Source organism: Mycobacterium sp. P4_H6 (assembly GCF_056400845.1).
In genome coordinates this window covers 1-23,528 of record NZ_JBFUKN010000027.1, presented here as the reverse complement: position 1 = coordinate 23,528, position 23,528 = coordinate 1, and the positions used below count along the sequence as shown (strand labels likewise).

Below are 23,528 nucleotides of genomic sequence, written 5' to 3'. Positions count from 1 at the left end.
CACCCCTGACCCCGTCAACTCCGGCAGAAAGACGACACCCATGAAGTCTCCGTATGACGCGCTACCTGAGCTACCCACCTTCACGCTGAAGTCCGAATCCATCACCGACGGAGAATATCTGGACAACAACCAGGTCGGCGGCATCATGGGTGCTGGCGGACATGACATTTCGCCACAACTGAGCTGGTCCGGCTTCCCAGAGGAGACGCGCAGCTTCACCGTCAGCGTGTTCGACCCCGACGCCCCCACTGCATCGGGCTTCTGGCATTGGGCGGTCGCCAACCTGCCGCGGACGACCACCGAGTTGGCTGCCGGAGCCGGCGATGGCGAACCCGGCGGGCTGCCGAGTGCAGCAATCACTTTAGCCAATGACGCGGGCTACAAACGCTACATCGGCGCGGCCCCACCGCCAGGACACGGCCCACACCGCTACTACATCGCAGTGCACGCAGTCAACGTGGACGAGCTGGACCTGCGCGAGGATGCGAGTCCAGCCTACTTGGGATTTCAGCTCTACGAGGCAGCGAGCGCCCGCGCCATCATTCACGGAATCTACGAGCGCACGTAACCGGCGACCGGCGAAACCCAAAGCACCGTCAGGAGATAAGCCGTGCACGAACACGCCTACACCGCCCAGTGTGTTGCCGAGGAGACCCGTCACACCGAGCAGCACAGCGACCAGAACGTCAAGCGCACCCTCTTCGCGCTGGCTCTCGGGACCTTCGCGATCGGAACAGGAGAATTCGGCACCAACGGAGTCATCCAGCTGTTGGCCGCAGACCTCAATGTGTCTGTGCCGCTGAGCACCTACGCGGTGACGGCATACGCCATCGGGGTCGTGATCGGTTCCCCGGCGATCACCCTCTTGGCGGCTCGGCTCAATCGCAAGACACTGCTACTGGCCCTGGTTGGACTCTTTGTCTTCGGGAACCTCGCTTCGGCGCTATCGCAGAACATCGGAATGCTGATCGCCGCGCGATTCATCACCGGCACTGTGCAAGGCGCCTACTTCGGCGCGGGAGCAGTCGTAGCGGCACAAGCGTACGGACCGGGAAGAGGAGGCAAGGCCTTCGCTACCGTAATGACGGGACTGACGATCGCCACCATCTTTGGTTCGCCAGCAGGAACGTTCCTCGGTCAACGATTCGGCTGGCAGGCGCTCTATATGGCGGTGGCAGTGCTCGGTCTCGCCGCCGGCGCTGCGCTTTTGGCGTGGGTTCCCCGAACGAGAGAGCTCGACGGTAACCCCATCGCTCAGGAGCTGATCGCACTTCGGCGACCAATGGTGTGGACCGTGGCCGCCATCGCCGCATTGGGCATTGCAAGCATCTTCGCGGTCTACACATTCATCGGGCCCATCATCACTGACGCGGTGGGTGCCGAGCAGAGTCTCATTCCCCTGGCATTGGCCGTGTTCGGCATCGGCATGGCCGTCGGCAATCAAGCCGGCGGCGCCATGGCCGACCGCCACAAGTACAGGGGCTTGGTCATTGGCTATGTCGGTGCGCTTGTCTTCCTCATCGGCGTGGCCCTGGCAGGCGCCGACCTGACCATCCTACTGATCTGCCTCTTCGGCGTCGGCGCGACAACGATGGCCGCAATACCGACCATCCAAGTTCTGCTCACCAGCTACGGCCCCGAAGCGCCAACGCTTATGGGAGCCCTCAACCTGGCATCCCTGAACCTCGCGAACGCCCTTGGCGCGGTGGGGGGATCGATCGCTCTTGCTGCCGGACTCGGAGCTCTTTCCACCGCGTGGGCAGGCGTATTGCTCACGGTGGCGGCGCTGGCGTTGTTCGCTACCACAGTACCTCGGTTCGCGCCTCCGACTCTATCGGAGTCGAACGTCGCCACTTAGTGATGGTCTCCAGTTACGCTGCTTCACTACAGGTTTGAGACAGAACCAAATCTAAGTGGCGATTTCGCTAATGGGCAATGGTGTTCGGAGACTGCCAAGAATCGTGTTCCCCGCGTCAGCACGCTTAAGCGCGGTGCTGGAGCGTTATTCGAGTTCGGAAAGGAACTGCGCGGCACGTTGTGCGAACAGGTGAGCCTCGCGTTCGGTGGACAGTGCACGCGCTCTTTCGGCGACGGCCCTAATCTCAGCGATTGGACGGCCGCGGGCGCGCAAGAGCTGCGCGCGCAGAAGCAGTATCAGGCCTTCGGTCTGGCGCTGGCCATATGACGTGAGACAGTAGTCGGCCTGGTCGAGGGCGGCGGCGGCGTCGTCCAGCGCGCCGAACCCCAATCGCATTTCGGCAAGTAGTCCATACCAGGTGGCCACGCACGAACGCGGTGGGTCTCGGAGGTTTGCGGTGATTAGCCGCTCGGCCTCCGTAGCGGCTGCAGCTGGGTCCTGGCCGGTCATGGCGAGCGCCCAGCACCGGGCCAGCCGTTGGTACGTACCCAGGAACTCGAACGAGAATCCGGGGTCTGCGGCGATCCCCTGCTCGGTAGCGTCCAACGCCCAGGCGTGGTCTCCGACAACCGATGCCGTTCTGGCGACGAATGCGGCCCAGACCGTGATCTTGTAGGGAGTGTCGTCGACTCTGGGCGCCAACGTGTCGAGGAGCGCCCTCGCTGCGTCGACCCCACCGTGCAACGCGGATATCTCTGCAAATATGCCAGTCATGAGCTGCTGCACGTCCCGCCAGACCGGGTCGTCCTCGCCTTGGGCGGCGAGCATGGCCGGTTCGGACTGGCTGAGGTGGCGGAACGCCTCGCCGATATTGCCGACCTGCCATTGGTGATTGCCCCATGCTTGCAAGCCGTACGCCCTCACTACAGGGTCCGAGGATGCGCGGCCCTGCTCGAGTAGTCGGCGTGCCAGCGGCTCGCCGCGCTCAAGCTCCAAGTACTGGACAGCGGCGACCCAGCGCGAGAAGAGGAAGCCGGTGGCCTCCCGTTCTCGGCCCAGCATGTGGGCCACCTGTTCGGCGCGTTCCAAGAGGTCTGCCGCTGAGACCGCTGATACACCGTGCATCGAGCGCATCCCGACGACAGCGGTCAGCTCTGACAGAGCGGACAGTTCCAGTTCGGCCAGGCCGGCCGTGCGGGCGACCTGTACGGCGGAGTGCAAATGTCGTTCGGCAGCCTCCAACGCGAATTTTGCGGCCGCGCGGCGACCCGCGCGTACCAGTGCGCAGGCGGTACGGGCAGCGTCGGCAAGCGGGCCGGCGGCCCACAGGTGGTAGGCGATGCGTTCGGGGATGGATTCGCCTTCACGGTCGCGGTGTTCGAGTTCGTCTGCTACGCGCAGGTGAAGCCGCGGCACCTGCCCGGGTGGGGTGATCGCGGCGACCGAGTCGCGGACGAGGTCGTGGGCGAAGCGGATCGAATACGGGTCCCCAGGTGTCGGATTGAGAATGCCCAGCGCCTCCAGAGGCTCAAGCCACTGAAAGCAGGTTTGGATGTCGAGGTTGGCGGCGCGGGCCAATAGGCCCACGTCGACATCTCGGCCGATGAGTGCTGCGATCTGCACCAGGCCTTTAACACCGTCGGCAAGGTCAGCGATGCGGCTGCGGACGATATCGCGCACAGTGGAGGGGACCCCCGCCAGCGCGGCCGCGTCCTCGGTGAGGAATCGACCGTTGGCCAGTAGATGGGACAGCTCTCGGGCGAAGAACGGGTTTCCTGCGGTACGCGTGTGGATGATGCGGGCGGCACCAGAGTCGATCCCCTGCCCTGTTTCGCGGCGGAAAATCTCGGCGACCTCGCCCGGCGTGAGCGGGCCGAGCCGGATACGGCGGTGCGCGGGTGTTCGGCTGGCGACGGCGAGCATGTGAGCCAGTTCGGTGCCCGGTGTGGGGGCGCGGTCGCGGAACGCGCCGATCATCAAGGCGCTGATTGGCAGGCGGTCTGACAGGTGGGCGAACAATTGCAGTGAGGCGACGTCAGCCCAGTGCAGATCGTCGATAAGGAGTACCAGGGGGCGTTGGGACGCGGCCTGGCCGATGATTCCCACAACGTGCTCGAAGAGGCGGAACTGGGCGTTCCCGTCGGTAACCACCGGTTCAGAGAGGTCGGTCGGTCGAATTTCGAGGAGTTGCGCGATTTCGCTCGACACCCATTTCTGCCGGGCAGCGGGGGCCATATCGTCGACAATTGTGCCGACCACGCGCACCCATGGCCACATCGAAGGTGTTCCGTCGCCTTGAAGGCATTGGCCCCAGATGACCAGTGCATTCTGTTTGTCGGCGTCGATGGCAATCTCTTTGAGCAGGCGGCTTTTACCTGCCCCTGGCTCGCCCTCCACCAGCATCAGCCTGGTGCCTCCCGCGATCACCTGCTGAAGCGCCTCGTGCAGTAGTGCGCGTTCTTCGGCTCGGCCGACCAGCCACTGGACGGGCGGCATGCTGAGTTCCGGTCCTGTGTGTAGTGGTGTCGCTGGTTGCCCCGCGAGTTGCCGGACGTTTGAAGGCCCGGCTGGTGGCGGTGAGGTCTGATGGAGCACTCGTCGATGGGCGGCTTGTAGGGCATCGCCGGGGTTGACGTCCAGGTCTTCAATAAGCCGGTTGCGGATCGCCCGAAACACTGCCAACGCTTCGCCTTGGCGTCCGGCAGCACCCAGGGCGGCGATGAGGCTCGCATGTACCGGCTCGTGTAACGGTGCCATTTTGGTGGCCAGGTGCAACGCAGGCAGGACAGAGTCAGGTCGGCCCAACGAGACGGCAGCGTCGGCCGCTGTCACGCAGGCATCAAAGAATTCCATGTCCAGCCCGGCGAAGATCGCCTGTGCTGCCGAAGCCGATGCCAGTCCGTCACCAGCGGGTCCGTTCCATAGTCGGAGTGCCTCGGCGTACGCGTCGAGTGCAGCCTCGTGCCGTTGCTCGCTAAGCGCGATCCTCGCGGCCTCGACTAGGTCGTGGAAGGTAACCACGTCCAGCATGGCGGAGCCAACGACAAACAGATACCCGTCTCCTCTCCGGACCAGGTGTGAACCGGTGTCGCGAGGCAGGAGCGCGGGTTCCATGATCCGCCGCAGCGCACCGATGTATTTGTGAAGGACATTGACTGCGCTGGCGGGGGCCGCGTCTCCCCACATCAGTTCGATCAGCTCAGAGGTACTGGTCGGTCGGCGTGGCCGGACCAGGAGCAGCGCGAGTAGGTAGGCCTGCTGACGCGGTCCGGGATCAAGCTCGTCGTTGCCCCGCCAAAGCCGCAGCGGACCCAGAATCTGCAGGCGCAAGGAGTTACTCGATGCTGACCGGCTCTCATCACCGGCACCTATCTTCACCGTCATGTGTGGACCCCCGCCAATTTGCTGTGATTGTAGAGTCTCGACACATCGCGAATGGGGCGCAACGCAACGGTGTTTACGCCCAAACCCTGGCCAACCGTCTGGTTCTAGGATTCGACATCTAGATGGCAGAACCCGGCCGACATCTCGATGGCAATGCCACGGTTGTGCCTGGTCGATGCGCGGACAAACGCCACCCAGGTTGGCTACCTACAGAGTTCCTGCACGTAGACGATGCGGTGCTGGTTCCCGCCGTTCTTCCGGGCTGTCTGCACGGCCTCGCCGGCGATCTTCAGCAGCGCGGCGGTGACGTCGGTGGGCGCCATCGCGGACAGCGGTCCCAGCGGCGTGACCACGGCCCCCACACTCGCCGTGAGCTCGCGGGCGGTGGCGGGCACGCCGGCATTGATCCGTTCGCACAACGGATCGGGGGCGCGGGTGTTGAAGACGTCGGCCAGCACGAATTCGGCATCGGCGGTATGGGCCAGCACGGTGTCGCGGCGCGCCGTCTCCCGCAGCATCTGCGCGATCAGCACCCGCAGTTGCCGGGCCCTGCCGTCGCCGGCCATCTCGGTGACGGCGCCGAAACTGTCCAGCTCGATCGCGACGATCACCAGATAGCGGTCATCGGTGCGGCCGCGCGCCGCGATGGTGATGGCCACGCCGTCGTCGAAGCCTTCCCGGCTGAGCAGTCCGGTGATGGGTTCGATGGCGCCGGTGAACATATCCGCGTCGATGAGGCCGATGAGGGCGCGCACCACGAAGGTCATGAACACGATGCTCAGGGCGATGGTGAGGCTCAGGCCGAGCGCCACCGCCGGGTCGGTGCGCCCGAGCCAGTACCCGGTGACGCCGATGACGGTTCCTGCAGCGGCGAGTACGTAGGCGACGAACTGCCCGGTATGGAACACCGTGGCGTACGTCGCGACGGCGGAGAACACCGCAGCGCCCATCAGCCCGAGCAGAGGGTGCGGCATCAGCAGACACGTGGCGACCCCCAGCGCCGTCCCGACGATCACGCAGGCCGTCGACTGGCGTTTGGTCGGCCAGACGCCGCGCAACCAGAACAGGCCGAGCAGGATGCTGACGACGGTGATCGCGGCACCGGCTGCGCGCAGCGGCCACTGTGAGGAGTTGGTGGAGCCGAACAGGATGAGAGCCGGGGCCAGGCCGCCGATCATCATCCACGCGGCGATGAATCGGGACGTCGCCACACGGGCGCCGCGGGCGTCGAGGCGCGAGGTCATCCAGTGGTAGTGATCGGGGTGGCGGGGGTCTTGCCAGCTGGGCGCCGTCATGAGGACGGCCGACATGGAACAGGCACAGAAACGCCCACCGCCCCCTCCGTGCTCATCCCCACCGTCCGCAGCCTAGTCGAGCACTGGAATGTCCGGACATCAAAACGATGTCTGGGAGTCCGGGCCGGCGCACCGCACTGGCCGAAAATCGCTCGCCGGCACCCGCCGGACGTGCGACGCTGCGACCGTGGACATGCACCCGGGCCAGCTGTCGGTGTCATCGGCCACGGTGCGGCGTCTCGTCGCCGAGCAGTTCCCGCAGTGGCAGCATCTGCCCGTCCGGCCGGTACCGAGTCCCGGCACCGTCAATGCCATCTTCCGGATCGGCGACGACTTCGTCGCGCGCCTCCCGCTGCTGGCCGACGACGGTGCCGAAGCGGTGCACGCGCACCTGCACGCCGAGGCGGCCGCGGCCGAAGAACTGGCCGGCCGCACCCGGTTCGCCACGCCGCGGCCGGTCGCGCTCGGTGTCCCCGGAGCCGGCTATCCGTTGCCCTGGCTGGTCAACACCTGGGTACCGGGTGTGCCGGCCACCGCGGACAGCCACCGTGATTCGACGGCGTTCGCCACGGATATCGGGGATTTCATCGCCGCCGTCCGAACCCTGGATGCTCGCGGGCGGACCTACAACGGGGACGGGCGCGGCGGCGATCTGCTGTCCCACGACGAGTGGATACAGGAGTGCCTGGCCCACAGTGAGGGGCTGCTCGATGTCGCCACGCTGCGCGCGGTCTGGGCGGAGATGCGCGATCTGCCGCGCGGCGACACCCCCGATGTGATGAGCCATTGCGACCTCATCCCGCCCAACCTGCTGTTCGCGGAGGAACGTCTGGTCGGTGTGCTGGACGTCGGCGGTCTGGGGGCGGCCGACCCGGCCCTCGACCTGGTGAGCGCCTGGCACCTCTTCGATGCCGCGCCGCGTCGAGTCCTGCGGGATCGTCTGGGCAGTGACGACGCCGAGTGGGAGCGCGGGCGGGCCTGGGCTTTCGAACAGGCGATGGGGGTGGTCTGGTACTACGTGCAGAGCAGCCCGGCGATGAGCGCGGGGTGTCGGCGCACCCTGGAACGCATCGTCTCGGATATCCGTTCCTGACCCGGTCATCTGCGCCTACAGTCCGGGTGATGAAGTACAAGATCGATCCCGCCGTGCTGGCCGGCGTCGCCGCACAGGTCGCCGGAAGTGGCAGCGCGGATCTCATTCCCGAAGCCCTGCGGCAGCTTTCGCGGGCGTACCCGGATCTGATCGACCCGCTGCCGGGCCGATGGGTCGGCAGCAAGGCCGGCGGGGTGCTCGGAAAGGTCCGCTTCCTGTACTTCAGTCCCCGCGAGTACGTCGTCATCTTCGGTTCACCCACTGGCACACAGGGCTTTTCGGGTCGATACAAGCATGTCGACATCCACAAGTTCCTGCTCGCCGGCCAGATCGACTCCTATGACCTGGACTCCGATGACACCGCACCGCTGCCGCCCCTGCTGCCGGGCCACGGCACCTGCCTGGAGCGCGGCCACGCCCGCGGCCTGACGATCCACCCTGGCTCCTGGCATATCGAGTACGGCCGCGGCGCGGTCGCCACCACCCTGCCGTTCGCCATGGTGGACACCCTGTTGGTCTCGCTCGAGTTCGAGTCGGTGCGCAAATCCACTGTCGAGTTCGGCAAGCTCGTGCGCCGGCGCGCCCATACCCGGAACCGCTGAGCAGACGCGGCCCGCTTTCACGATTACCCCGCGTCCAGAACGGGCACCACTGAGTAATCAGGTTCGGTGACCTGCGTCACATGGCGTGGGCTCGATGCGGGGAGAGGCCATGACCACAGAGCACTCTGCGAAAAAGACCGACGTCGACGCTGCCCTGATGGGCGGATCCACCTACCGCAGTCTCGGTGAACAGCGGCTCAGCCCGGGCGAGGAGCGCTTCGAGAAGGGGCGGCGCACGGTCGGCCTGTTCCTCGCGCCGGTGGTGGCGGTCGCTTTCCTGGTGCTGCCCATGAACATCCCGCCTCAGCAGCAGACGCTTGCGGGCGTGCTGCTGGGCGTCATCGTGCTGTGGGTGACCGAAGCCGTCCCCATCCCGATCGGCGGGCTGTTGGGCGTCGCCGTCATCGTCTTCCTGGGCGTCGCACCGGCCGACGATGTGCTCGGGCCCTTCGGCTCTTCGACCGTCTTCACCTTCATCGGCGCGTTCATCCTCGCCCAGGCGATGCTCAAGCACGGCCTGGCTCGTCGGTTCGCGTTCAAGATCCTCGCGCTGCCGCGCGTCGGACAGTCCACCACCGGTGTGATCGTCGCGTTCGGCGCCATCACATGTCTGTTGTCGGCGTTCGTGTCCAATACCGCGACGGTCGCGATGCTGCTGCCCACGGCCATCGGAATCCTCGGGGTCATCGCGAAAATCCTTCAGGTGCAGGGAAAGGTCGCCGACGACTTTGACCCGCTGCGCCTGAGGGTCGGCGCCGCGCTGATGCTCATGCTCGCCTACTCGGCCAGTGTCGGTGGGCTGCTGACTCCCGTCGGCAGCCCGCCCAACCTGATCGGGCGTGGACTCATCGAAGAGGCCACCGGCGAGAAGATCAGTTTCGGTCAGTGGATGGTCATGGCGGCACCCATCTGCCTGGCGATGTTCGTGGTGCTGGCCGTCGTGTTGATCACGTTGAACAAGCCCGAGCTCAAACGCATCGAAGGGGTGTCGGACTACATCGCCGAACAACGCGCCGAGATGGGCAATCTGTCCCGCGCCGAGAAGAACACCCTGGTCGCGTTCGGCATCACGGTGTCGCTGTGGATCCTGCCCGGCATCATCGCACTGATCTTCGGCAACGATTCCGACGTCTACACGGCGGTCAGCGACCGTTTGGACGAAGGAACGGTCGCGGTGTTCGGCGCGGCACTGCTCTTCCTGCTGCCCACCGATTGGGAACAGCGCGAGTTCACCCTTCGGTGGAAGGATGCCGCAGCCATCGACTGGGGCACGATCGTGCTGTTCGGCACCGGCATCATCTTCGGTTCACTGCTGGCCGACACCGGGCTCGCCGAGACCATCGGTGACTCGGTGGCAGAATCGTTGGGCCTGACGAGCGTCGTGGCCATCACGATCTTCGCCGTCTTGCTGGCCATCGTGGTCTCCGAGACGACCAGCAACACCGCCTCGGCCGCGGTGGTGGTGCCGATCATCATCCCGATCGCGGTGGCCGCCGGCGTCAACCCCTTCGTGCCCGCCCTGGCCGCCACCTTCGCAGCATCGTTCGGGTTCATGCTGCCGGTCTCCACGCCGCAGAACGCCATCGTCTACGGCTCCGGCGCGGTGCCGATCACGACCATGATCCGTTCCGGGGTGACCTTCGACATCGCCGGAGCCATCCTCATCGTGCTGCTCCTGCCGGCGATGGTCGCGGTGCTGGGACTCGGCGCGTGAACGCGCAGCGCATCGCCGTCATCCCGGGCGACGGCATCGGTGGCGAAGTGATCGACGCCGCCCGAGAAGTGCTGGACGTGGTCACCGCGCGGCATGGGATCTCGTTGGAATACCGCGAGTTCGACTGGTCCTGCCGGCGGTTCGAGCGCGAGGGATCGATGATGCCCGCCGACGGCATCGAGACACTCCGCGAGTTCGACGCGATCTTCCTGGGTGCGGTCGGCTGGGCCGGGGTACCCGACCACGTCTCGCTGTGGGGGCTGCTGATCCCGATCCGCCGGGCCTTTCGGCAGTACGTCAACCTGCGGCCGATCAAGGTCTTCACCGGTGTGCAGAGCCCACTGCGCGGCGCCGACGACGTCGACTTCGTCGTCGTCCGCGAGAATGTCGAGGGGGAGTACAGCGAGGTCGGTGGTCGGCTGAACCGCGGGTTCCCCGACGAGATGGCGGTCCAGGAATCGGTTTTCACTCGGGTCGGGGTCAGTCGGATCGCCGACTTTGCCTTCGAGCTCGCGATGACACGCGGTAAGTACGTGACGTCGGCGACGAAATCGAACGGCATCGTGCACACCCTGCCGTTCTGGGATGAGGTCGTTGCCGAGCGTGGGGCGCGCTACCCGGAGGTCCGGCTCGACAGCGAGCACATCGACGCGTTGGCGGCGAAGTTCGTCCTGCAGCCGCAGCGTTTTGATGTGGTGGTCGCGTCAAACCTGTTCGGCGACATCCTCTCCGACCTGGCCGCCGCCGTGGCAGGTTCGATCGGCATTGCGCCGTCGGCCAACCTGGATCCGACGAAGCAGAACCCGTCGATGTTCGAACCCGTCCACGGATCTGCACCGGACATCGCCGGACAAGGTATCGCCAACCCCATCGGTGCGGTCTGGTCGGCGGCGCTGATGCTCGAACATCTCGGGCACGCCACCGCAGCCGATGACGTGATGACCGCCATGGCCGCGACCCTCGCTGAGCCAGGCACGCGCACAGCAGATCTCGGAGGTACGGCATCGACCGCCGAGGTGACTGCTGCGCTGATCGCCGCGCTGCCCTCTTCTACTTGAGCATGCTCCCTGCGTCGACCGTCACGGGAAGTCCTGTCACGTAACGTGATTCATCGGATGCCAAGAACAGCACGGCATTGCTGATGTCGACCGGTTCCACCCAGCCGACCGGCAGAACGTGCATGAACTGCGCCGCGACGGCGAGATCGTCGGGGCCCGGGTTCTCCAGATCGGGGCGGAACAGCTTCATCGTCCCTTCGTTCATGAACATCGGTGTGTTCACATTGGTAGGGCAGACGGCGTTGACCCGGATGGAATGCTGGCCGAGCTCCACGGCGAAGGTGCGCATCAGGCCGATGACACCGTGCTTGGCCGCGATGTAGTGACCGGTGTTCGGGTAGGCCTTGAGGCCGCCGACCGAGCTGGTCAGCACGATCGATCCGCCGTGGCCGCCGGAGATCAGATGCGGTACAGCGGCTTTGACCGATTTCCAGACGCCGGAGAGGTTGACGCCGATCATGTCGTCCCAGTCGGCTTCGCTGGTCTTGTCCAGCGTCTGACCGCCGTTGCCGATGCCGGCATTGGCAACGATGATATCGAGACGGCCCAACTGTTCCACGCCACTGTCCACCGCGGACTGCAGGGCATCGAAGTCGCGTACGTCGACCTGGGCGGTGACGATTCGGCGATTCAGTCCCTTGACGAGGTCGGCGGTCTGCGCCAGATCGTCGGGGCTCGACGGTGCGATCTGGCTGTCGGCACTGATCGGACCGCAGACATCCACCGCGATGATGTCGGCGCCCTCCTCGGCCAGTCGGACCGCATGACTGCGACCCTGACCGCGCGCGGCGCCGGTGATGAAGGCGACCTTGCCTTCGACTCGGCCTGTACCCATGTGGCCACCTCGATTCTGTGCGTCGATCGATCGACCAATTTTGTCGATCGATCAGGAAGCGTGGCATCGATCTGGGAGACTGTCAACCAGCGTCGTCGTGGCGTACATCGGTGGTGATTGACCACCAACCGGACAGCGTGATAGGCATGGCGCACTCAGTGAAGCTGATCGATCGATCAAGGATGGTGGATCCCGGTGCTGCGAGGTGGCAGGACATGACCGTGCGGAAACGACTGTGGGTCGACCCGCGTCTGTGCGAGGGGCATGCGCTCTGCGTGGAATCAGCTCCCGAGGTCTTCGATCTCTCGGACGACGACGTCGCCGAATGCGTCACGCAGCCCACCGACGAATTGTGGGAGCAGGTCCGCGCAGCCATCGACGCCTGCCCACGTGGGGCGATCAGCCTCATCGACGACCCGAAAGGACAACCCGTCCCATGACCGATCTCGCAACCGTCAACTTCTTCGCCGACCCGGACGTCAGCCAGAACCCATACGAATATTGGGATTACCTGCGTGAGCAAGGCCCGGTGACCCGCGAGCCGCACTTCGGTGTCTACGCGGTGACGGGCTATCAGGAAGTGATGGCGGCGTTCAAGGACCACGAATCGTTCTCGGCGGTCAACGCCATCGGCGGCCCGTTCCCGCCATTGCCGTTCACGCCCGAGGGCGACGACATCAGTGAACAGATCGAGGCCCACCGGCACCTGTTCCCGATCTACGAGCACATGGTGGTGATGGACCCGCCGGCGCACGAAAAGGCGCGGTCGTTGCTCAGCAAGCTGCTGACACCCCGGCGGCTCAAAGAGAACGAAGAGTACATGTGGAAGTTGGTGGACAGCTCCATCGACGCCATCATCGACAAGGGGCGTTGCGAGTTCCTGACCGAGTACGCCAAACCGTTCGCCACGTCGGCGATCATCGACCTGCTCGGCGTCCCAGCCGAGGACCGCCCGGAGTTCCTGGCAGCGCTCGGTGCCGAACGGCCCGAAGGCAACCGGGTGGGCGCGCTCGACGGCGAGCCGGTCGGGCTGGACCCGCTGCAATACCTCGATGACAGGTTCGTCGGGTACCTCGCCGAACGCCGCCGGGCGCCACAGGATGACGTGCTTTCGGGAATGGCCACCGCGCTCTACCCGGACGGATCGACGCCGGAACTGATCGAGGTGGCCAAACCGGCGACGTTCCTGTTCGCCGCCGGCCAGGAAACCGTTACCAAGCTGCTCAGCGCCGCGGTGCAGACCCTTGGCGACCGACCGGAGTACCAGCAGGCGCTTCGTGACAATCCGGGGGGAATCCCGACATTCATCGAGGAAGCTCTGCGGATGCATGCCCCGACGAAGATCGACTTCCGGCTGGTCCGCAGGACCACCACGCTCGGTGGCGTGCATCTGAAGGCGGGCACGATCGTCATGCTCTGCCTGGGAGCGGCCAACCGGGATCCACGGAAGTTCGAGGATCCGCACGAGTTCCGGCCCGACCGCAAGAACGTGCGCGAACACATCGCATTCGGCAGAGGGATCCATACCTGCGCCGGCGCTCCGCTCGCCCGGGTCGAAGGGCAGATCACTGTGCGCCGGATGTTGGATCGGATGAGCGACATCCGAATCGACGAGTCGGTACATGGCCCGGCGGACCGCCGCGACTACACCTATGAACCGACCTTTCTGCTACGCGGGCTGACGCAGTTGCGCATCGAGTACACACCGTCGGCCGGATGAGTACGCCGCGCACGAGGAGAGGACACGCATGACCTTGCAGGCAGTACTCGACGAGCTCCGTGAGCGACCGGGCGCGGGAGACGTGATACCCGTGATCGATCCGGCCACCGAGGAGCAGATTGCCGAGTTCACCGACGGTGGCGCCGCGGCCGTGGACGAGGCAGTCGCACGCGCCCGGGCATCCTTCGATGCGGAGGTCTGGAAGGGCACACCGGGCAACGAGCGCGCCAAGGTGATGTGGCGGATCGCGGATCTGATCGACAGACATGCCGAGGATCTCGCACAGATCGACTCGCTCAACACCGGCATGCCGTACAACCAGGCGCACATGATCATGGCCACGGGAGCCGATATCTTCCGGTACTACGCCGGATGGTGCACCAAGGTCAACGGCATAGCGCACGACATCCAGATGACCGGGGGCATCACCGGTGCCCACTCGACGATGCACGGGTACACCCTCAAGGAGCCCTACGGCGTCGTCGGGCTGATATTTCCCTGGAACGGGCCAGTTTTCAATGCCTGTACCAAGTTGGCGCCGGCCCTGGCGGCGGGATGCAGCAGCGTTGTCAAACCGGCCGAGGAGACGCCGCTGTCGGCACTGCTGCTGATGCGCATCCTCGCTGAAGCGGGAGTGCCCGAGGGCGTGGTGAACCTGGTGACAGGATACGGCCACACCGCCGGGGCGGCGCTGACCGAGCACCCCGACGTCGAGAAGATCGCCTTCACCGGTTCGACCGAGATCGGCAAGCGCATCGTGGCCGCGTCGACGGGAAATCTCAAGCGCGTCACCTTGGAACTGGGCGGCAAATCGCCGGTGCTCATCTATGACGACGCCGATCTGAGCATGGCGATCACCATGGCAGCGATGGGAATCTTCATCCACTCCGGGCAGGGCTGCATCTCCGGCTCGCGCGTGTTCGTCCAGCGAGGTGTCTACGAGCAGGTGGTGGAAGGCATTGCGGGCATTGCCAATTCACTGCAACTCGGTGGTCCCACCGACGACAACGCCCTGATCGGCCCACTGATCAGCAGCAAGCAGCTCAGTCGGGTGATGGGATTCATCGACGAGGGCAAGCGGGACGGCGTCGAGGTTGTGACTGGCGGTCACCGCCTGGACCGGCGGGGATACTTCGTGCACCCCACCGTCCTGGCCGACGTCGATCCGCAGATGCGGCTCTACCAGGAAGAGATCTTCGGACCGGTCGTCACCGTCCTGCCGTTCGATGATGACGACGAAGCTGTTGCGCTGGCAAACAACTCCGACTACGGGCTGGCGGCGACCGTCTGGACCCGGGAGATCGGCCGGGCCCACCGGCTGGCGAAGAGGCTGCAATCCGGCACGGTATCGCTGAACTGCCAGATGGTCTTTGACCCGGCCATGCCCTTCGGCGGATACAAGCAGTCGGGGTGGGGCTACGAGTGGGGCAGGGAAGGAATCGAGAGCTATCTGCACACCAAGGCCGTCTACACCCAGCTGTAGGGCGGTCTTTTGATGCCCGGGAACTCCGAGGCGGTGTTCCACCCCGAACTCCGGAGATACGCCAGGGTGCTGCCCCGGACGCTGGTGACGCCACGGACACTGTCGCTGTTCCGGCGCATTCCCGCGATCCGGGCGCGTCGTGCACCCGCTGGGCTACACACCGCCACCTTGGATTCCGGTGTCGCGGTGCGCGTGCACCGGCCGCCGTACGGCGACAACGGCAGCGCGGTGCTGTGGATTCACGGTGGTGGCTTCATGCTCGGCGACGCGCGGATGGACGACGCGTTGTGCGCACGTCTGGCCGCCGACACCGAGGCGACGGTGGCTGCGGTGGACTACCGGCTGGCTCCGGCACACCGGTATCCGGCGGCACTGGACGACTGTGACGAGGCGTTGTCCTGGCTGGCAGACCATGCCGATGTGGATCCTGCGAGGATTGCCGTGGCCGGCGCCAGCGCGGGCGGAGGACTCGCCGCCGCATTGGCACTTCGTATCCGGGATCGCGGTGAGATCAGCTTGGCTGCACAAGTTCTCATCTACCCGATGCTCGACGACCGGACTGGGTGCCGTCCAGATCCGGATCCCGGCACCCGTCGGCTGTGGAACGCGGCGAGCAACCGGCTGGGCTGGTCTGCCTATCTCGGCGACGCAGACCCGGACGGGGTCGCGCCGGCCCGGCAGACAGATCTACACGGCCTTGCACCGTCCTGGATCGGGGTGGGAACTGTCGATGTGCTCCACGACGAGGCGGTGCGCTACGCCGATCGGCTGAAAGCCGCAGGCGTGCACACCGAATTGTGCACCGTGCCAGGGGCCTTCCACGGCTTCGACGCTATCGCGCCGCAGACGGAGGTTGCGCGGAAATTCGTTCGCGCACAAAGCATTTGGTTGCGTGAGCGCTTGGCGGTCTAGCGCGAGTGCTATCCGCCAGGGTGTGGCGCACCGTCGGATGGCGCGGCTTTCGACGCCTCGGCGAACATCGCAAGCTGGGCATCGACGAAGGCACGCATTTCAGCGTGCCCGAGTGTGACGCCGACCGCGTCCTCGTTACACAGGCTGCGTGCGGTCTGGGCGATGAGCATCGACACGGCCACCGGCGGAAACCTGTCGAGGTCCACGCCCCTGGCGCGCAGCGCGACGGTGACGGCGGCGGTCTCGATATCGCGGACCCGTTCCGCGTAGGCACGAAGCTCAGTGCGGATTGTTTTGCGATGGTTGGCAAGTGCCATGAACTCGGTATTGAGGCCGGTCAGCCGGGAGTCGCTGTTCATCTCCCACAGCGTCCGCAACGGATCCGCGTCGGCCAGCGCGGCACGCATCCGTTCGAGCGAGGCGTCGGCGCCAGCGCGGAGTACCTCGACGAACAGGTCGTCCATCGTGGGGAAGTAGTAGTAGACCAGCGCCTGTTTCACGCCGGCTTCAGCAGCCACCCGCCGAGAAGTGGCGGCTGCGTAACCCTCGGTTCGCATGAGTTTCGCGGTGGCCTCGATGAGCCTGAACCGGGCGCCGGTATCTGGTGTCTTGGGTGTGCGGGCGGTCGTCACTCAGTCGCCCCGCGACGATCGGCTGCGCAGACGCCCGCCGTGCAGCGTGTAGAGCATGGCGAATTGTAACAGTGCAATCGATCGATCGATCAATACTGACGCGACGGCTCAGCTCAGACCGATACGGATGTTCTTGATCTGCAGGAACTCCTGCAGCCTTCCAACCCGCCCGGATGTTCTTCCGAGCCTTTGACGATTCATCAGGCGTCATTCGGTCTTTCGAGACCCTCTTCCACCGCCATGTTTGAGTCCGAGGTCATGATGTCGTCATCGCCCATCCAATGCACGAAGCGGGACAGCGGATACATCGCGTCGTGTGGGCTGCCCTCGACGTGACCGTTCGCGGTGCCCACTCGGCATACTCGTTGTCCGCCGGCGCTTGCCAGTTTGTCGCGCAACTGCGCCTTGCGTTCGTAGGGATAGACGCCGATGGTCTGGGTGGCGACATTGACGTACTTCACCGCGTCGTCGAGTGAGTTCACGATGACCACGTTCGAGGTCTTGTTGGCTGGATGAAAGTCCACGGGACGATCCGATAGGAGCACGATGCCGTGTCCGTCGAGGCGCCCGAATATCTTGACCTCGTCGCCCATGGCTTGCATGACCTCGATCTCGTCACGGATCTCCGACGGCGGTAGCGGAGCGACGGCCGACCCGAACAGGCGGTCGACGCCGAGACGCGCCACCAGTGCGTTGCAGAACCGCTCGGCCTGCGGTGGCTCAGCTTCCAGGAACACGAAGCGGCTTGCCAAGCACGCCTCCTGATTGAAGATGGCAGTGTCGGCCGCCACGCGTTCGGCCGCATCGGCCAAGGTCTCCTCGGAGGCGAAGGCCTCCCGGCCGACCATCGAGATCGACGATTTGGGATCGAAGGAGACCAGCTGGATGCCGGGGCCCAGATACTTGATGACGTTCTGGATGGCAGGGCCGCCGCCCCACGCGACGATCTTGTCGAAGAACTGGGGGCGGTAAATGGTCCGTTCGACGGTTTCATCGCCGCCGGGCCAGTACACCGCAGACATCGACCGCACGATGGGATGGCTCGGGTCGATCTCGGCCATGGTGCGCAGTACCGCAACCGTCGTGAACGGATCCGATGAGGGCATCTTGAAAAGGTTGATCGCTTTGACCAGAGCGCCTTGGGCGATGGACGCGATGCACCCGGCGGGGGCGTTCCCGGCGAGCATGTGCACCATCCGAGGTGGAAACGCGCGGATGGCGCCGGTATTGCCGGCGGCGTCGGTGCGGCTGACCCAACCGTCGAGCACCTTGGGGTCGGCGAAGTTCGCCTCGACCTGGCTGCGAAGGGCATTGCCTTCGAGCATGGCTGGCGCGGTGCGGTAGAGGTTCTCCACAACGCGCCGCGGCAACGGGTTGGTCGCGGCCACCAGATCCAGGCAGCGTTGCATGTGGGGGTTGTCGTCGAGCGCCAGCCGTCGCCCGGTTTCGACCAGAAAGTCGATGATCTCATCGAGCTTCACGTCCAACAGCGGTGGCAGATCCGACCTTGGGGTGACAAGCGCATCGAGATCGATTTCGGGCGTGGAGAAGTCGACGCCCAGATCACGCGAACGGTGAGTGCTTGTGGTGCCCTCGACAAGGGCGCCTCGAATGAAGAATGGCGCGAAGAGGGTCTCGGTGGCGGTCATGCTTCTCCTCGCACGTAGGCGTCGATGGTGCCGGCGCAGCTGATCTTGTCGCCGCCAAGGTCGGCGTAGCGGGTGATGTCAGGCCCGATGGTGGGACCGTGACGTCCGCACTGACATCTCGCGAAATCGACGTCGACACGGTCTCCGGAGATCACTCCGCCCCAGCGTCCATCGAGTGAGATGTCGAAAAAGGCCGCGCGGCCTTGGACCGGACCGGAAACGTCGAGCAGCTTCTCGCCAGGCTCGTCGAGCGGCAGGGTCATCACCCACGGTGGGACGTGGTACCGACCTGCGGCGCACTTCGGGAACGGAGAGTTGATCTCCTGCATCGAGTAGAAGTGGTAGACCTTGTCCTCTCGGATGTTGAAGGTCTCGAAGATGTGTTCACGATAGTTCTCCGGAAGCGCGGCACCCTTGAGGCCACCACCGACCAGCAGTCCGGTGTCGTCCTGAAAGTCTTTGCCGCTGAAGCCCTTGGCGCGGACTCCCTCCGCAATTTGGTAGAGCGAGGCAAACATTCCGGTGAGGAGCAGCTTCTTGTCGCGGCTGGCGATCAGCTCATCGACGGCTGCTGCGACCGCGGCGTCCATCGACGCTTGACGGGAGGTGCTGAGCTCTTCGAAAGCAGCCACTTCGGACGGACTTGCGTCGCCCTCGGCAACGCGACGGCGGAAGGCGATCATGCCCATGATCGATCCGATGCCGATGGGTTCCAGCGGTAACTGGTAGGAATCGGCTTCTGAGGAGAAGGCTTCGATCAGGGCCAAGCGTGTGCGCTCGTTGCGCTCGACCTTGGTGCGCGGTCCCAGTCCGAACAGCTTGCGGTCGCCGGCCGGGGCGATGCCGGTGGCCCAGGACAGGCCGGTCACGTTGGACTGTGAGGCGGTGTCGAGGTCTTCGGCCGAGCAGGCGATCATGGCAGGCTTGCCGCTGGTGCCACTCGTGCATGTGACGAAACTTCCAACTGACTCCAGACGGTCGACGAACTGGTCGATGTCGGCGACTCCGTCAAGGTCCAAGCCGTCCAGTGCACTGGTGGATACGGTTTTGAGCCATTTGGCCATCCGGTCCCATCGCCCCTCGGTCAGCCACGACTCGGAGTAGCTCTTGTATGCGCTGTGGGCGAAGAGCAATGGAATGAGATCGCTACGCTCGGCGACCTTGGTAATGCCGCCGTCCTGCGCGCGACGCGCCAGCAGGGGTATGTCGTCGACGCGCATCTCCAGCCGTTCGTGAATCGCGTCCAGCTGTAGCGGCAGGATTTCGTCCGGTGAAACGTCGTATGGATCGCCTGCGGTGCGTAGTGCCAGAACCTCGTCGATAGCGGACCCCATGGGTACTCCTTTGCGTGACACCGTCCAGTGCGGTCAACTTGGCTACGCCATATTGACACCTGGATCGTTTCATTATGCTGTGATTGCGACAATAGCAACTTCAGCGTTTCATTACTAGTAGGAGTGCATGGATGGGTCTCGACGATGCGCAGGGGAACGCGCCGCGGCGCTCTGCCTCGGCCCCCGGCGCTGGTCGACCCACTCGTGCCCAGGCCGAACAGCGGCATGAAGAACTCCTCGACGAGGCGCTGGAGATCTTCTTGGACAAAGGCTACGAATTGGCGACTATCGAGGCGATCGCAGCCTCGGTGCGGATGACCAAGCGGACCGTGTACACCAGGTACCTCGACAAGGCGGCGCTGTTTCGGGCAGTGGTGCAGCGGGCTGTCGATCGTTGGGTGGTGCCCGTCGACGAACTGCGCGCCGCCGAGAGAGACGATCTGGAAGCCACTTTGACCGCTGTCGCGCGGATTCGGTTGAACAACGCGACCAGCCCAGCAGGCTTGCGGCTGCAGCGGATCCTCAACGCCGAGTCCTATCGATTTCCGGACGTGCACCGACTGATGTACGAACAGGGCACCCTGCCCGCGATCGACTTTCTGACTGAGGTGTTCGGCCGCCACGCTGCGACCGGAGAAATCTTCGTTGAGGATCCCCGTCTGCTTGGCGAATCGTTCCTGAGTCTCGTGGTGGGCGGGCTCGCCTTGGGTGCGGCGTGGGGGGCGGTGCTCGACGACGATGAGATCGAACGTCGAATTGTGTTCTGTACCCAGTTGTTTCTCAATGGCGTCCGGCCCCGCTGAGCGCTTTGCAGGGTGGGTGGTAGGGGCCATCAGTGACGGGCGTCGCCAGTGTGCTGTTCACAGCGTTGCACGAGGATGTGCGCCAATTCTCGTGGGTTGCTCACCATCACCTGATGGCACGCATCGATCAACTCGATGCTGTGGACGCCACCGAGTGCGATTATGCTGCGGCGCTGTGCCCGCGGCGGAAGAATTCGATCTCGCGTTGTCATCACCCAGGCCCGCACGAGTTCAGGGGGGAGCACCACGGGGTCGATGGTCTCGCCGATCACCCGAACCGATTCGGCACATAGTCGAGAGGAAAGGAAGTTGCGTTGTAGCGGGCTCATCCCGTTGCACAGCAGCCAGCGGGCAGCCATCCAGGGGATCGCCCCGGCTTTGTCTCGTCGGGCACCCCAGCGGGCGTAGCGTGCCAGCGGCCCGCGCACTGCATCGACCACCGCCTGTCCTGCTGGAGGAACGAAGGCGGCCACCAGGATCATTTCCCGGACTCGCGGCCACCCCAACGCGGCCACCACTGCAGGTACGGTGACCCCGGCCAGAGAGTGGCCGACGAGGACGATCTCGTCGAAGCCGGCCTGCTCGACATCGGCGACCACCGATGCCACCCAGCTTGCGATGCTGACTAAGGGCGGCGGAGCAGGGTTACGTGGGCGCCCCGGAAGGTCCACGGCGAGTACACGGAGATCGGGTGCGAGGCGGGCGATCTCGGCAACAGTCAAGTCCCAGCTGTCGGAAGCCTGCATGCCACCATGGACGAGAACCAGCGCCGGGGCGCTCACAACGGATACACGACCCCGGTGAGATCCTGCGATACCTTCCAAAGCTTGCGTGCCACGACAACGTCGTGCGAGTTGGAGTTGGACTGGGTGACCACGGGGTACCCGCGCTGACCCAGGAATCCTGACGGCCCGTAGTACTGTCCGCCACACGCGCCAGGGTCGGTAGCGGCGCGCAGTGTCGGTAGGGCGCCCATCGGTGCGCTCTGGAAGAGATACTTGGTCGCCAGACTTTGCAACCACCGGAATCGCGACGGGGTATGACGGGTCAACTCGGTCCTGGCGGCACCGGGATGTGCAGCAACAGCTACCGTGGTCGAGTGGGCGGCAAGGCGACGGTCGAGCTCGTATGTGAACAACAGGTTGGCTAGTTTGGATTGGCCATAGGCCCTGCCGGCCGAGTATCCGTTCTCGAACTGTAAGTCATCGAACTGGATTGCGGCCCCGTACTTGTGGCCGTTGCTGCTCAAGGTGACCACCCGTGAGCCCGCCACGGGCAAGAGCCGGTCCAAGAGGAGACCGGTCAGTGCGAAGTGGCCTAGGTGGTTGGTGCCGAACTGCAGTTCGAACCCGTCGGCGGTGGCGCCCTTCGGGGGGAACATCAGGCCGGCATTGTTGATGAGCAGATCAATACGCGGGTGGTCCGATCGTAGAGTGTCGGCCGCTGCTCGCACGGAACTCAGCGAGGCAAGATCCAACTTCTGCAGCGATACCGCGGCGCGAGGATCGGCGTCAAGAATCCGTGCTCGGGCATCGGCACCCTTGGTCAGGTCCCGCACCGCCAGCACCACATGGGCTCCGCGGGCGGCCAGCACCTTGGCGGTCTCCAGCCCGATCCCGCTGTTGGCTCCGGTGATGATCGCGACGCGACCGCTCTGGTCCGGTACTACCGTGGTGTCCCAACATGTGTCGATCTCGACTTCCTCTCTCTTGGTGTTCCGAACGAGCTACGTCGCCATAACCACGGCACGGCACGCCACGAGTTCCGTACTGCAGAACATCTCGGCACCGGCGTGACCGGCGACCGATGCGCCGAGCGCCATCAACGCCTGTGTTTTGAATGCCCTTGCTGCGGAGGAAATCCGATGCTGCACGGTGGCGTCGACGAGGTGGCCGAGTTCGGGCTCCTGCGGGGCCTGCCACATCATGAGGTCTACGGCGCCGTGCTCGAGCGCCCTCAGCACGCCGCGACGCACACGAGGATCGTGGCGGTAGAGGTCTCCCGCCACGGCCACGGCCATCGGCTGGGGACCGCGTGCAGAGACGCTGAGTGCGTGTTCGAGGTCAAGAGTTCGGACTCCGAGGATCTGCAGACCGCGCAGATCCTGATTCGCACTGACCAGCACGGTCACCTCCCAGCCGCTGAGGGTGAGATCGCACAGCAGACCTCCGGCGTGGAAGGCGACGTCGGCCGCACTGTCGGCAAGGACGGCGAGCCGATACTTTCTCGGGTGCCGGGCAGCCTTGATGTCGGTGACCGGCTCTATCGATTCGTCGGTGATACTGAAAAACTGAACGGACATCACATGCCTTCTTCACTCATGCGGAACGCGGTTACCGAGGATGTCAGCAGTGCATCGCCAGGTCACAGCCTGACGACGACGGTCTTGGTGGCGGTGAACGCCTCGAGTGCCTCGTAACCTTTCTCGCGTCCGTAGCCGGACTTCTTGACACCGCCGAACGGCAGTTCGACTCCACCGCCGGCACCGTACGTATTGACGTAGACCTGGCCGGCTTCGATCTCGGCAGCCAGCCGGTGCCCCCGAGAGATGTCAGATGTCCAGACCGCACCCAGCAACCCGTACTGGGTGCCATTGGCCAAACTGATCGCCTCGTCCTCATCGGTGAAAGTGTTGACGGTCAGCACGGGCCCGAAAATCTCGTCCTGCGCGATAGTGGCCGCCGGGTCGACGTCGTCGATGATTGTGGGAGTGAAATATGCTCCACCGCCCAGAGCTTCATCCGACGGAGTGTCTCCGCCGCACAGGATGTGGCCGACCGTGACATCGGAGATCATTGCCTGGACCCGCTCCTGCTGTTTGCGGGAGATCAGCGGCCCGAGATCCTTGTCTTGGACTCCGGGACCGATGGACACGTGGGTGAATCGATCGAGCAGGGATTCGATCACCTGAGCGTGAACAGCATCGTGCACCAACAGGCGCGATCCGGCCGAGCACGTCTGGCCGGCGTTCTGCAGAATTGCCTTGACAATGTACTGGGTTGCCGTACCCAGATCGGCATCGGGGAACACAATGTGCGGTGACTTACCACCGAGTTCCAAGATGACAGGCGCCACGCGGTCCGCGGCGGCGTGCGCTACCACCGATCCGATGCGCGTCGATCCGACAAAACCGATATGGTCGACGCCCGGATGCTC

General features: G+C 64.8%; 21 protein-coding genes. 11 read left to right on the top strand and 10 right to left on the bottom strand.

What is annotated here, in order from left to right:
- Positions 1–40: 40 nt before the first annotated feature.
- A complete protein-coding gene (locus AC1DTF_RS13570; protein WP_477474414.1) occupies positions 41–568 on the top strand; it encodes a YbhB/YbcL family Raf kinase inhibitor-like protein in 528 nt (175 codons plus the stop codon).
- 42 nt (positions 569–610) lie between these two features.
- Positions 611–1,858, top strand: a complete 1,248-nt coding sequence (locus AC1DTF_RS13565; protein ID WP_477474413.1) for an MFS transporter — start codon at positions 611–613, stop codon at positions 1,856–1,858.
- 144 nt (positions 1,859–2,002) lie between these two features.
- Here AC1DTF_RS13565 and AC1DTF_RS13560 read toward each other — a convergent pair whose 3' ends face one another.
- Entirely contained in the window at positions 2,003–5,242 is a 3,240-nt protein-coding gene (locus tag AC1DTF_RS13560; RefSeq protein WP_477474412.1) for an ATP-binding protein, read from the bottom strand.
- A gap of 203 nt (positions 5,243–5,445) precedes the next feature.
- Positions 5,446–6,552, bottom strand: coding sequence for a diguanylate cyclase domain-containing protein (locus tag AC1DTF_RS13555; RefSeq protein WP_477474411.1), 1,107 nt, complete (start codon positions 6,550–6,552; stop codon positions 5,446–5,448).
- Between the two features lie 178 nt (positions 6,553–6,730).
- Between AC1DTF_RS13555 and AC1DTF_RS13550 the strand changes: the two genes are divergently transcribed.
- The 4 genes from AC1DTF_RS13550 to AC1DTF_RS13535 all read left to right on the top strand — a co-directional run bounded on the left by AC1DTF_RS13550 (position 6,731) and on the right by AC1DTF_RS13535 (position 11,004).
- Entirely contained in the window at positions 6,731–7,630 is a 900-nt protein-coding gene (locus AC1DTF_RS13550) for an aminoglycoside phosphotransferase family protein (RefSeq protein ID WP_477474457.1), read from the top strand.
- Positions 7,631–7,659: 29 nt separating this feature from the next.
- Positions 7,660–8,232 carry an isomerase gene (locus AC1DTF_RS13545; RefSeq protein WP_477474410.1) on the top strand — a complete coding sequence of 191 codons (573 nt, stop codon included), beginning with the start codon at positions 7,660–7,662 and terminating at the stop codon, positions 8,230–8,232.
- A gap of 109 nt (positions 8,233–8,341) precedes the next feature.
- Positions 8,342–9,946, top strand: coding sequence for an SLC13 family permease (locus AC1DTF_RS13540; protein ID WP_477474409.1), 1,605 nt, complete (start codon positions 8,342–8,344; stop codon positions 9,944–9,946).
- Complete coding sequence (locus AC1DTF_RS13535) at positions 9,943–11,004, top strand: tartrate dehydrogenase (protein WP_477474408.1); 1,062 nt, start codon at positions 9,943–9,945, stop codon at positions 11,002–11,004. The genes AC1DTF_RS13540 and AC1DTF_RS13535 overlap by 4 nt, the downstream gene beginning before the upstream one ends.
- On the opposite strand, the gene AC1DTF_RS13530 is transcribed toward AC1DTF_RS13535, so the two are convergent.
- Entirely contained in the window at positions 10,997–11,839 is an 843-nt protein-coding gene (locus AC1DTF_RS13530) for a mycofactocin-coupled SDR family oxidoreductase (RefSeq protein ID WP_057170504.1), read from the bottom strand. The genes AC1DTF_RS13535 and AC1DTF_RS13530 overlap by 8 nt on opposite strands.
- Before the next feature lie 215 nt (positions 11,840–12,054).
- Here AC1DTF_RS13530 and AC1DTF_RS13525 point away from each other — a divergent pair, with 215 nt between their 5' ends.
- Genes AC1DTF_RS13525 through AC1DTF_RS13510 form a run of 4 tightly spaced genes read left to right on the top strand, consistent with a single transcriptional unit; the run spans position 12,055 to position 15,954 of the window.
- Positions 12,055–12,279 carry a ferredoxin gene (locus AC1DTF_RS13525; protein ID WP_477474407.1) on the top strand — a complete coding sequence of 75 codons (225 nt, stop codon included), beginning with the start codon at positions 12,055–12,057 and terminating at the stop codon, positions 12,277–12,279.
- Positions 12,276–13,559, top strand: a complete 1,284-nt coding sequence (locus AC1DTF_RS13520; RefSeq protein ID WP_477474406.1) for a cytochrome P450 — start codon at positions 12,276–12,278, stop codon at positions 13,557–13,559. Before AC1DTF_RS13525 ends, AC1DTF_RS13520 begins: the two co-directional genes overlap by 4 nt.
- A 28-nt stretch (positions 13,560–13,587) precedes the next feature.
- Positions 13,588–15,042 (top strand): aldehyde dehydrogenase family protein, encoded by a 1,455-nt coding sequence (locus AC1DTF_RS13515; protein ID WP_477474405.1) that lies wholly within the window; start codon positions 13,588–13,590, stop codon positions 15,040–15,042.
- Positions 15,043–15,054: 12 nt separating this feature from the next.
- Positions 15,055–15,954, top strand: a complete 900-nt coding sequence (locus tag AC1DTF_RS13510) for an alpha/beta hydrolase (protein ID WP_477474404.1) — start codon at positions 15,055–15,057, stop codon at positions 15,952–15,954.
- Between the two features lie 8 nt (positions 15,955–15,962).
- Here the strand turns inward: AC1DTF_RS13510 and AC1DTF_RS13505 are convergent, their stop codons facing one another.
- From AC1DTF_RS13505 to AC1DTF_RS13495, 3 genes are all read right to left on the bottom strand, one after another.
- Positions 15,963–16,586, bottom strand: coding sequence for a TetR/AcrR family transcriptional regulator (locus tag AC1DTF_RS13505; protein WP_477474403.1), 624 nt, complete (start codon positions 16,584–16,586; stop codon positions 15,963–15,965).
- 200 nt (positions 16,587–16,786) lie between these two features.
- Complete coding sequence (locus AC1DTF_RS13500; protein WP_477474402.1) at positions 16,787–18,235, bottom strand: acyl-CoA reductase; 1,449 nt, start codon at positions 18,233–18,235, stop codon at positions 16,787–16,789.
- Positions 18,232–19,455, bottom strand: a complete 1,224-nt coding sequence (locus AC1DTF_RS13495; RefSeq protein WP_477474401.1) for a hypothetical protein — start codon at positions 19,453–19,455, stop codon at positions 18,232–18,234. The genes AC1DTF_RS13500 and AC1DTF_RS13495 overlap by 4 nt, the downstream gene beginning before the upstream one ends.
- A 245-nt stretch (positions 19,456–19,700) precedes the next feature.
- Here AC1DTF_RS13495 and AC1DTF_RS13490 point away from each other — a divergent pair, with 245 nt between their 5' ends.
- Positions 19,701–20,372: a TetR/AcrR family transcriptional regulator gene (locus AC1DTF_RS13490; protein WP_477474400.1), complete on the top strand. Its 672-nt coding sequence runs from the start codon at positions 19,701–19,703 to the stop codon at positions 20,370–20,372.
- Between the two features lie 29 nt (positions 20,373–20,401).
- On the opposite strand, the gene AC1DTF_RS13485 is transcribed toward AC1DTF_RS13490, so the two are convergent.
- The 4 genes from AC1DTF_RS13485 to AC1DTF_RS13470 all read right to left on the bottom strand — a co-directional run.
- On the bottom strand, positions 20,402–21,154 hold the full coding sequence (locus AC1DTF_RS13485; protein ID WP_477474399.1) for an alpha/beta fold hydrolase: 753 nt from the start codon (positions 21,152–21,154) through the stop codon (positions 20,402–20,404).
- Entirely contained in the window at positions 21,151–22,065 is a 915-nt protein-coding gene (locus AC1DTF_RS13480; protein ID WP_477474456.1) for an SDR family NAD(P)-dependent oxidoreductase, read from the bottom strand. The genes AC1DTF_RS13485 and AC1DTF_RS13480 overlap by 4 nt, the downstream gene beginning before the upstream one ends.
- A gap of 33 nt (positions 22,066–22,098) precedes the next feature.
- A complete protein-coding gene (locus AC1DTF_RS13475) occupies positions 22,099–22,674 on the bottom strand; it encodes a hypothetical protein (RefSeq protein ID WP_477474455.1) in 576 nt (191 codons plus the stop codon).
- A gap of 62 nt (positions 22,675–22,736) precedes the next feature.
- Positions 22,737–23,528, bottom strand: a 792-nt coding sequence (locus AC1DTF_RS13470) for an aldehyde dehydrogenase family protein (RefSeq protein ID WP_477474398.1), incomplete at its 5' end; no start/stop codon positions are given.

Bases quoted from the DNA above. Each gene is read 5' to 3' on its own strand.
- AC1DTF_RS13570 (WP_477474414.1), top strand. From the start codon at position 41: ATGAAGTCTCCGTATGACGCGCTACCTGAGCTACCCACCTTCACGCTG.
- AC1DTF_RS13560 (WP_477474412.1), bottom strand. From the start codon at position 5,242: ATGACGGTGAAGATAGGTGCCGGTGATGAGAGCCGGTCAGCATCGAGT.
- AC1DTF_RS13555 (WP_477474411.1), bottom strand. From the start codon at position 6,552: ATGTCGGCCGTCCTCATGACGGCGCCCAGCTGGCAAGACCCCCGCCAC.
- AC1DTF_RS13550 (WP_477474457.1), top strand. From the start codon at position 6,731: ATGCACCCGGGCCAGCTGTCGGTGTCATCGGCCACGGTGCGGCGTCTC.
- AC1DTF_RS13545 (WP_477474410.1), top strand. From the start codon at position 7,660: ATGAAGTACAAGATCGATCCCGCCGTGCTGGCCGGCGTCGCCGCACAG.
- AC1DTF_RS13540 (WP_477474409.1), top strand. From the start codon at position 8,342: ATGACCACAGAGCACTCTGCGAAAAAGACCGACGTCGACGCTGCCCTG.
- AC1DTF_RS13530 (WP_057170504.1), bottom strand. From the start codon at position 11,839: ATGGGTACAGGCCGAGTCGAAGGCAAGGTCGCCTTCATCACCGGCGCC.
- AC1DTF_RS13525 (WP_477474407.1), top strand. From the start codon at position 12,055: ATGACCGTGCGGAAACGACTGTGGGTCGACCCGCGTCTGTGCGAGGGG.
- AC1DTF_RS13520 (WP_477474406.1), top strand. From the start codon at position 12,276: ATGACCGATCTCGCAACCGTCAACTTCTTCGCCGACCCGGACGTCAGC.
- AC1DTF_RS13515 (WP_477474405.1), top strand. From the start codon at position 13,588: ATGACCTTGCAGGCAGTACTCGACGAGCTCCGTGAGCGACCGGGCGCG.
- AC1DTF_RS13510 (WP_477474404.1), top strand. From the start codon at position 15,055: ATGCCCGGGAACTCCGAGGCGGTGTTCCACCCCGAACTCCGGAGATAC.
- AC1DTF_RS13500 (WP_477474402.1), bottom strand. From the start codon at position 18,235: ATGACCGCCACCGAGACCCTCTTCGCGCCATTCTTCATTCGAGGCGCC.
- AC1DTF_RS13495 (WP_477474401.1), bottom strand. From the start codon at position 19,455: ATGCGCGTCGACGACATACCCCTGCTGGCGCGTCGCGCGCAGGACGGC.
- AC1DTF_RS13490 (WP_477474400.1), top strand. From the start codon at position 19,701: ATGGGTCTCGACGATGCGCAGGGGAACGCGCCGCGGCGCTCTGCCTCG.
- AC1DTF_RS13475 (WP_477474455.1), bottom strand. From the start codon at position 22,674: ATGTCCGTTCAGTTTTTCAGTATCACCGACGAATCGATAGAGCCGGTC.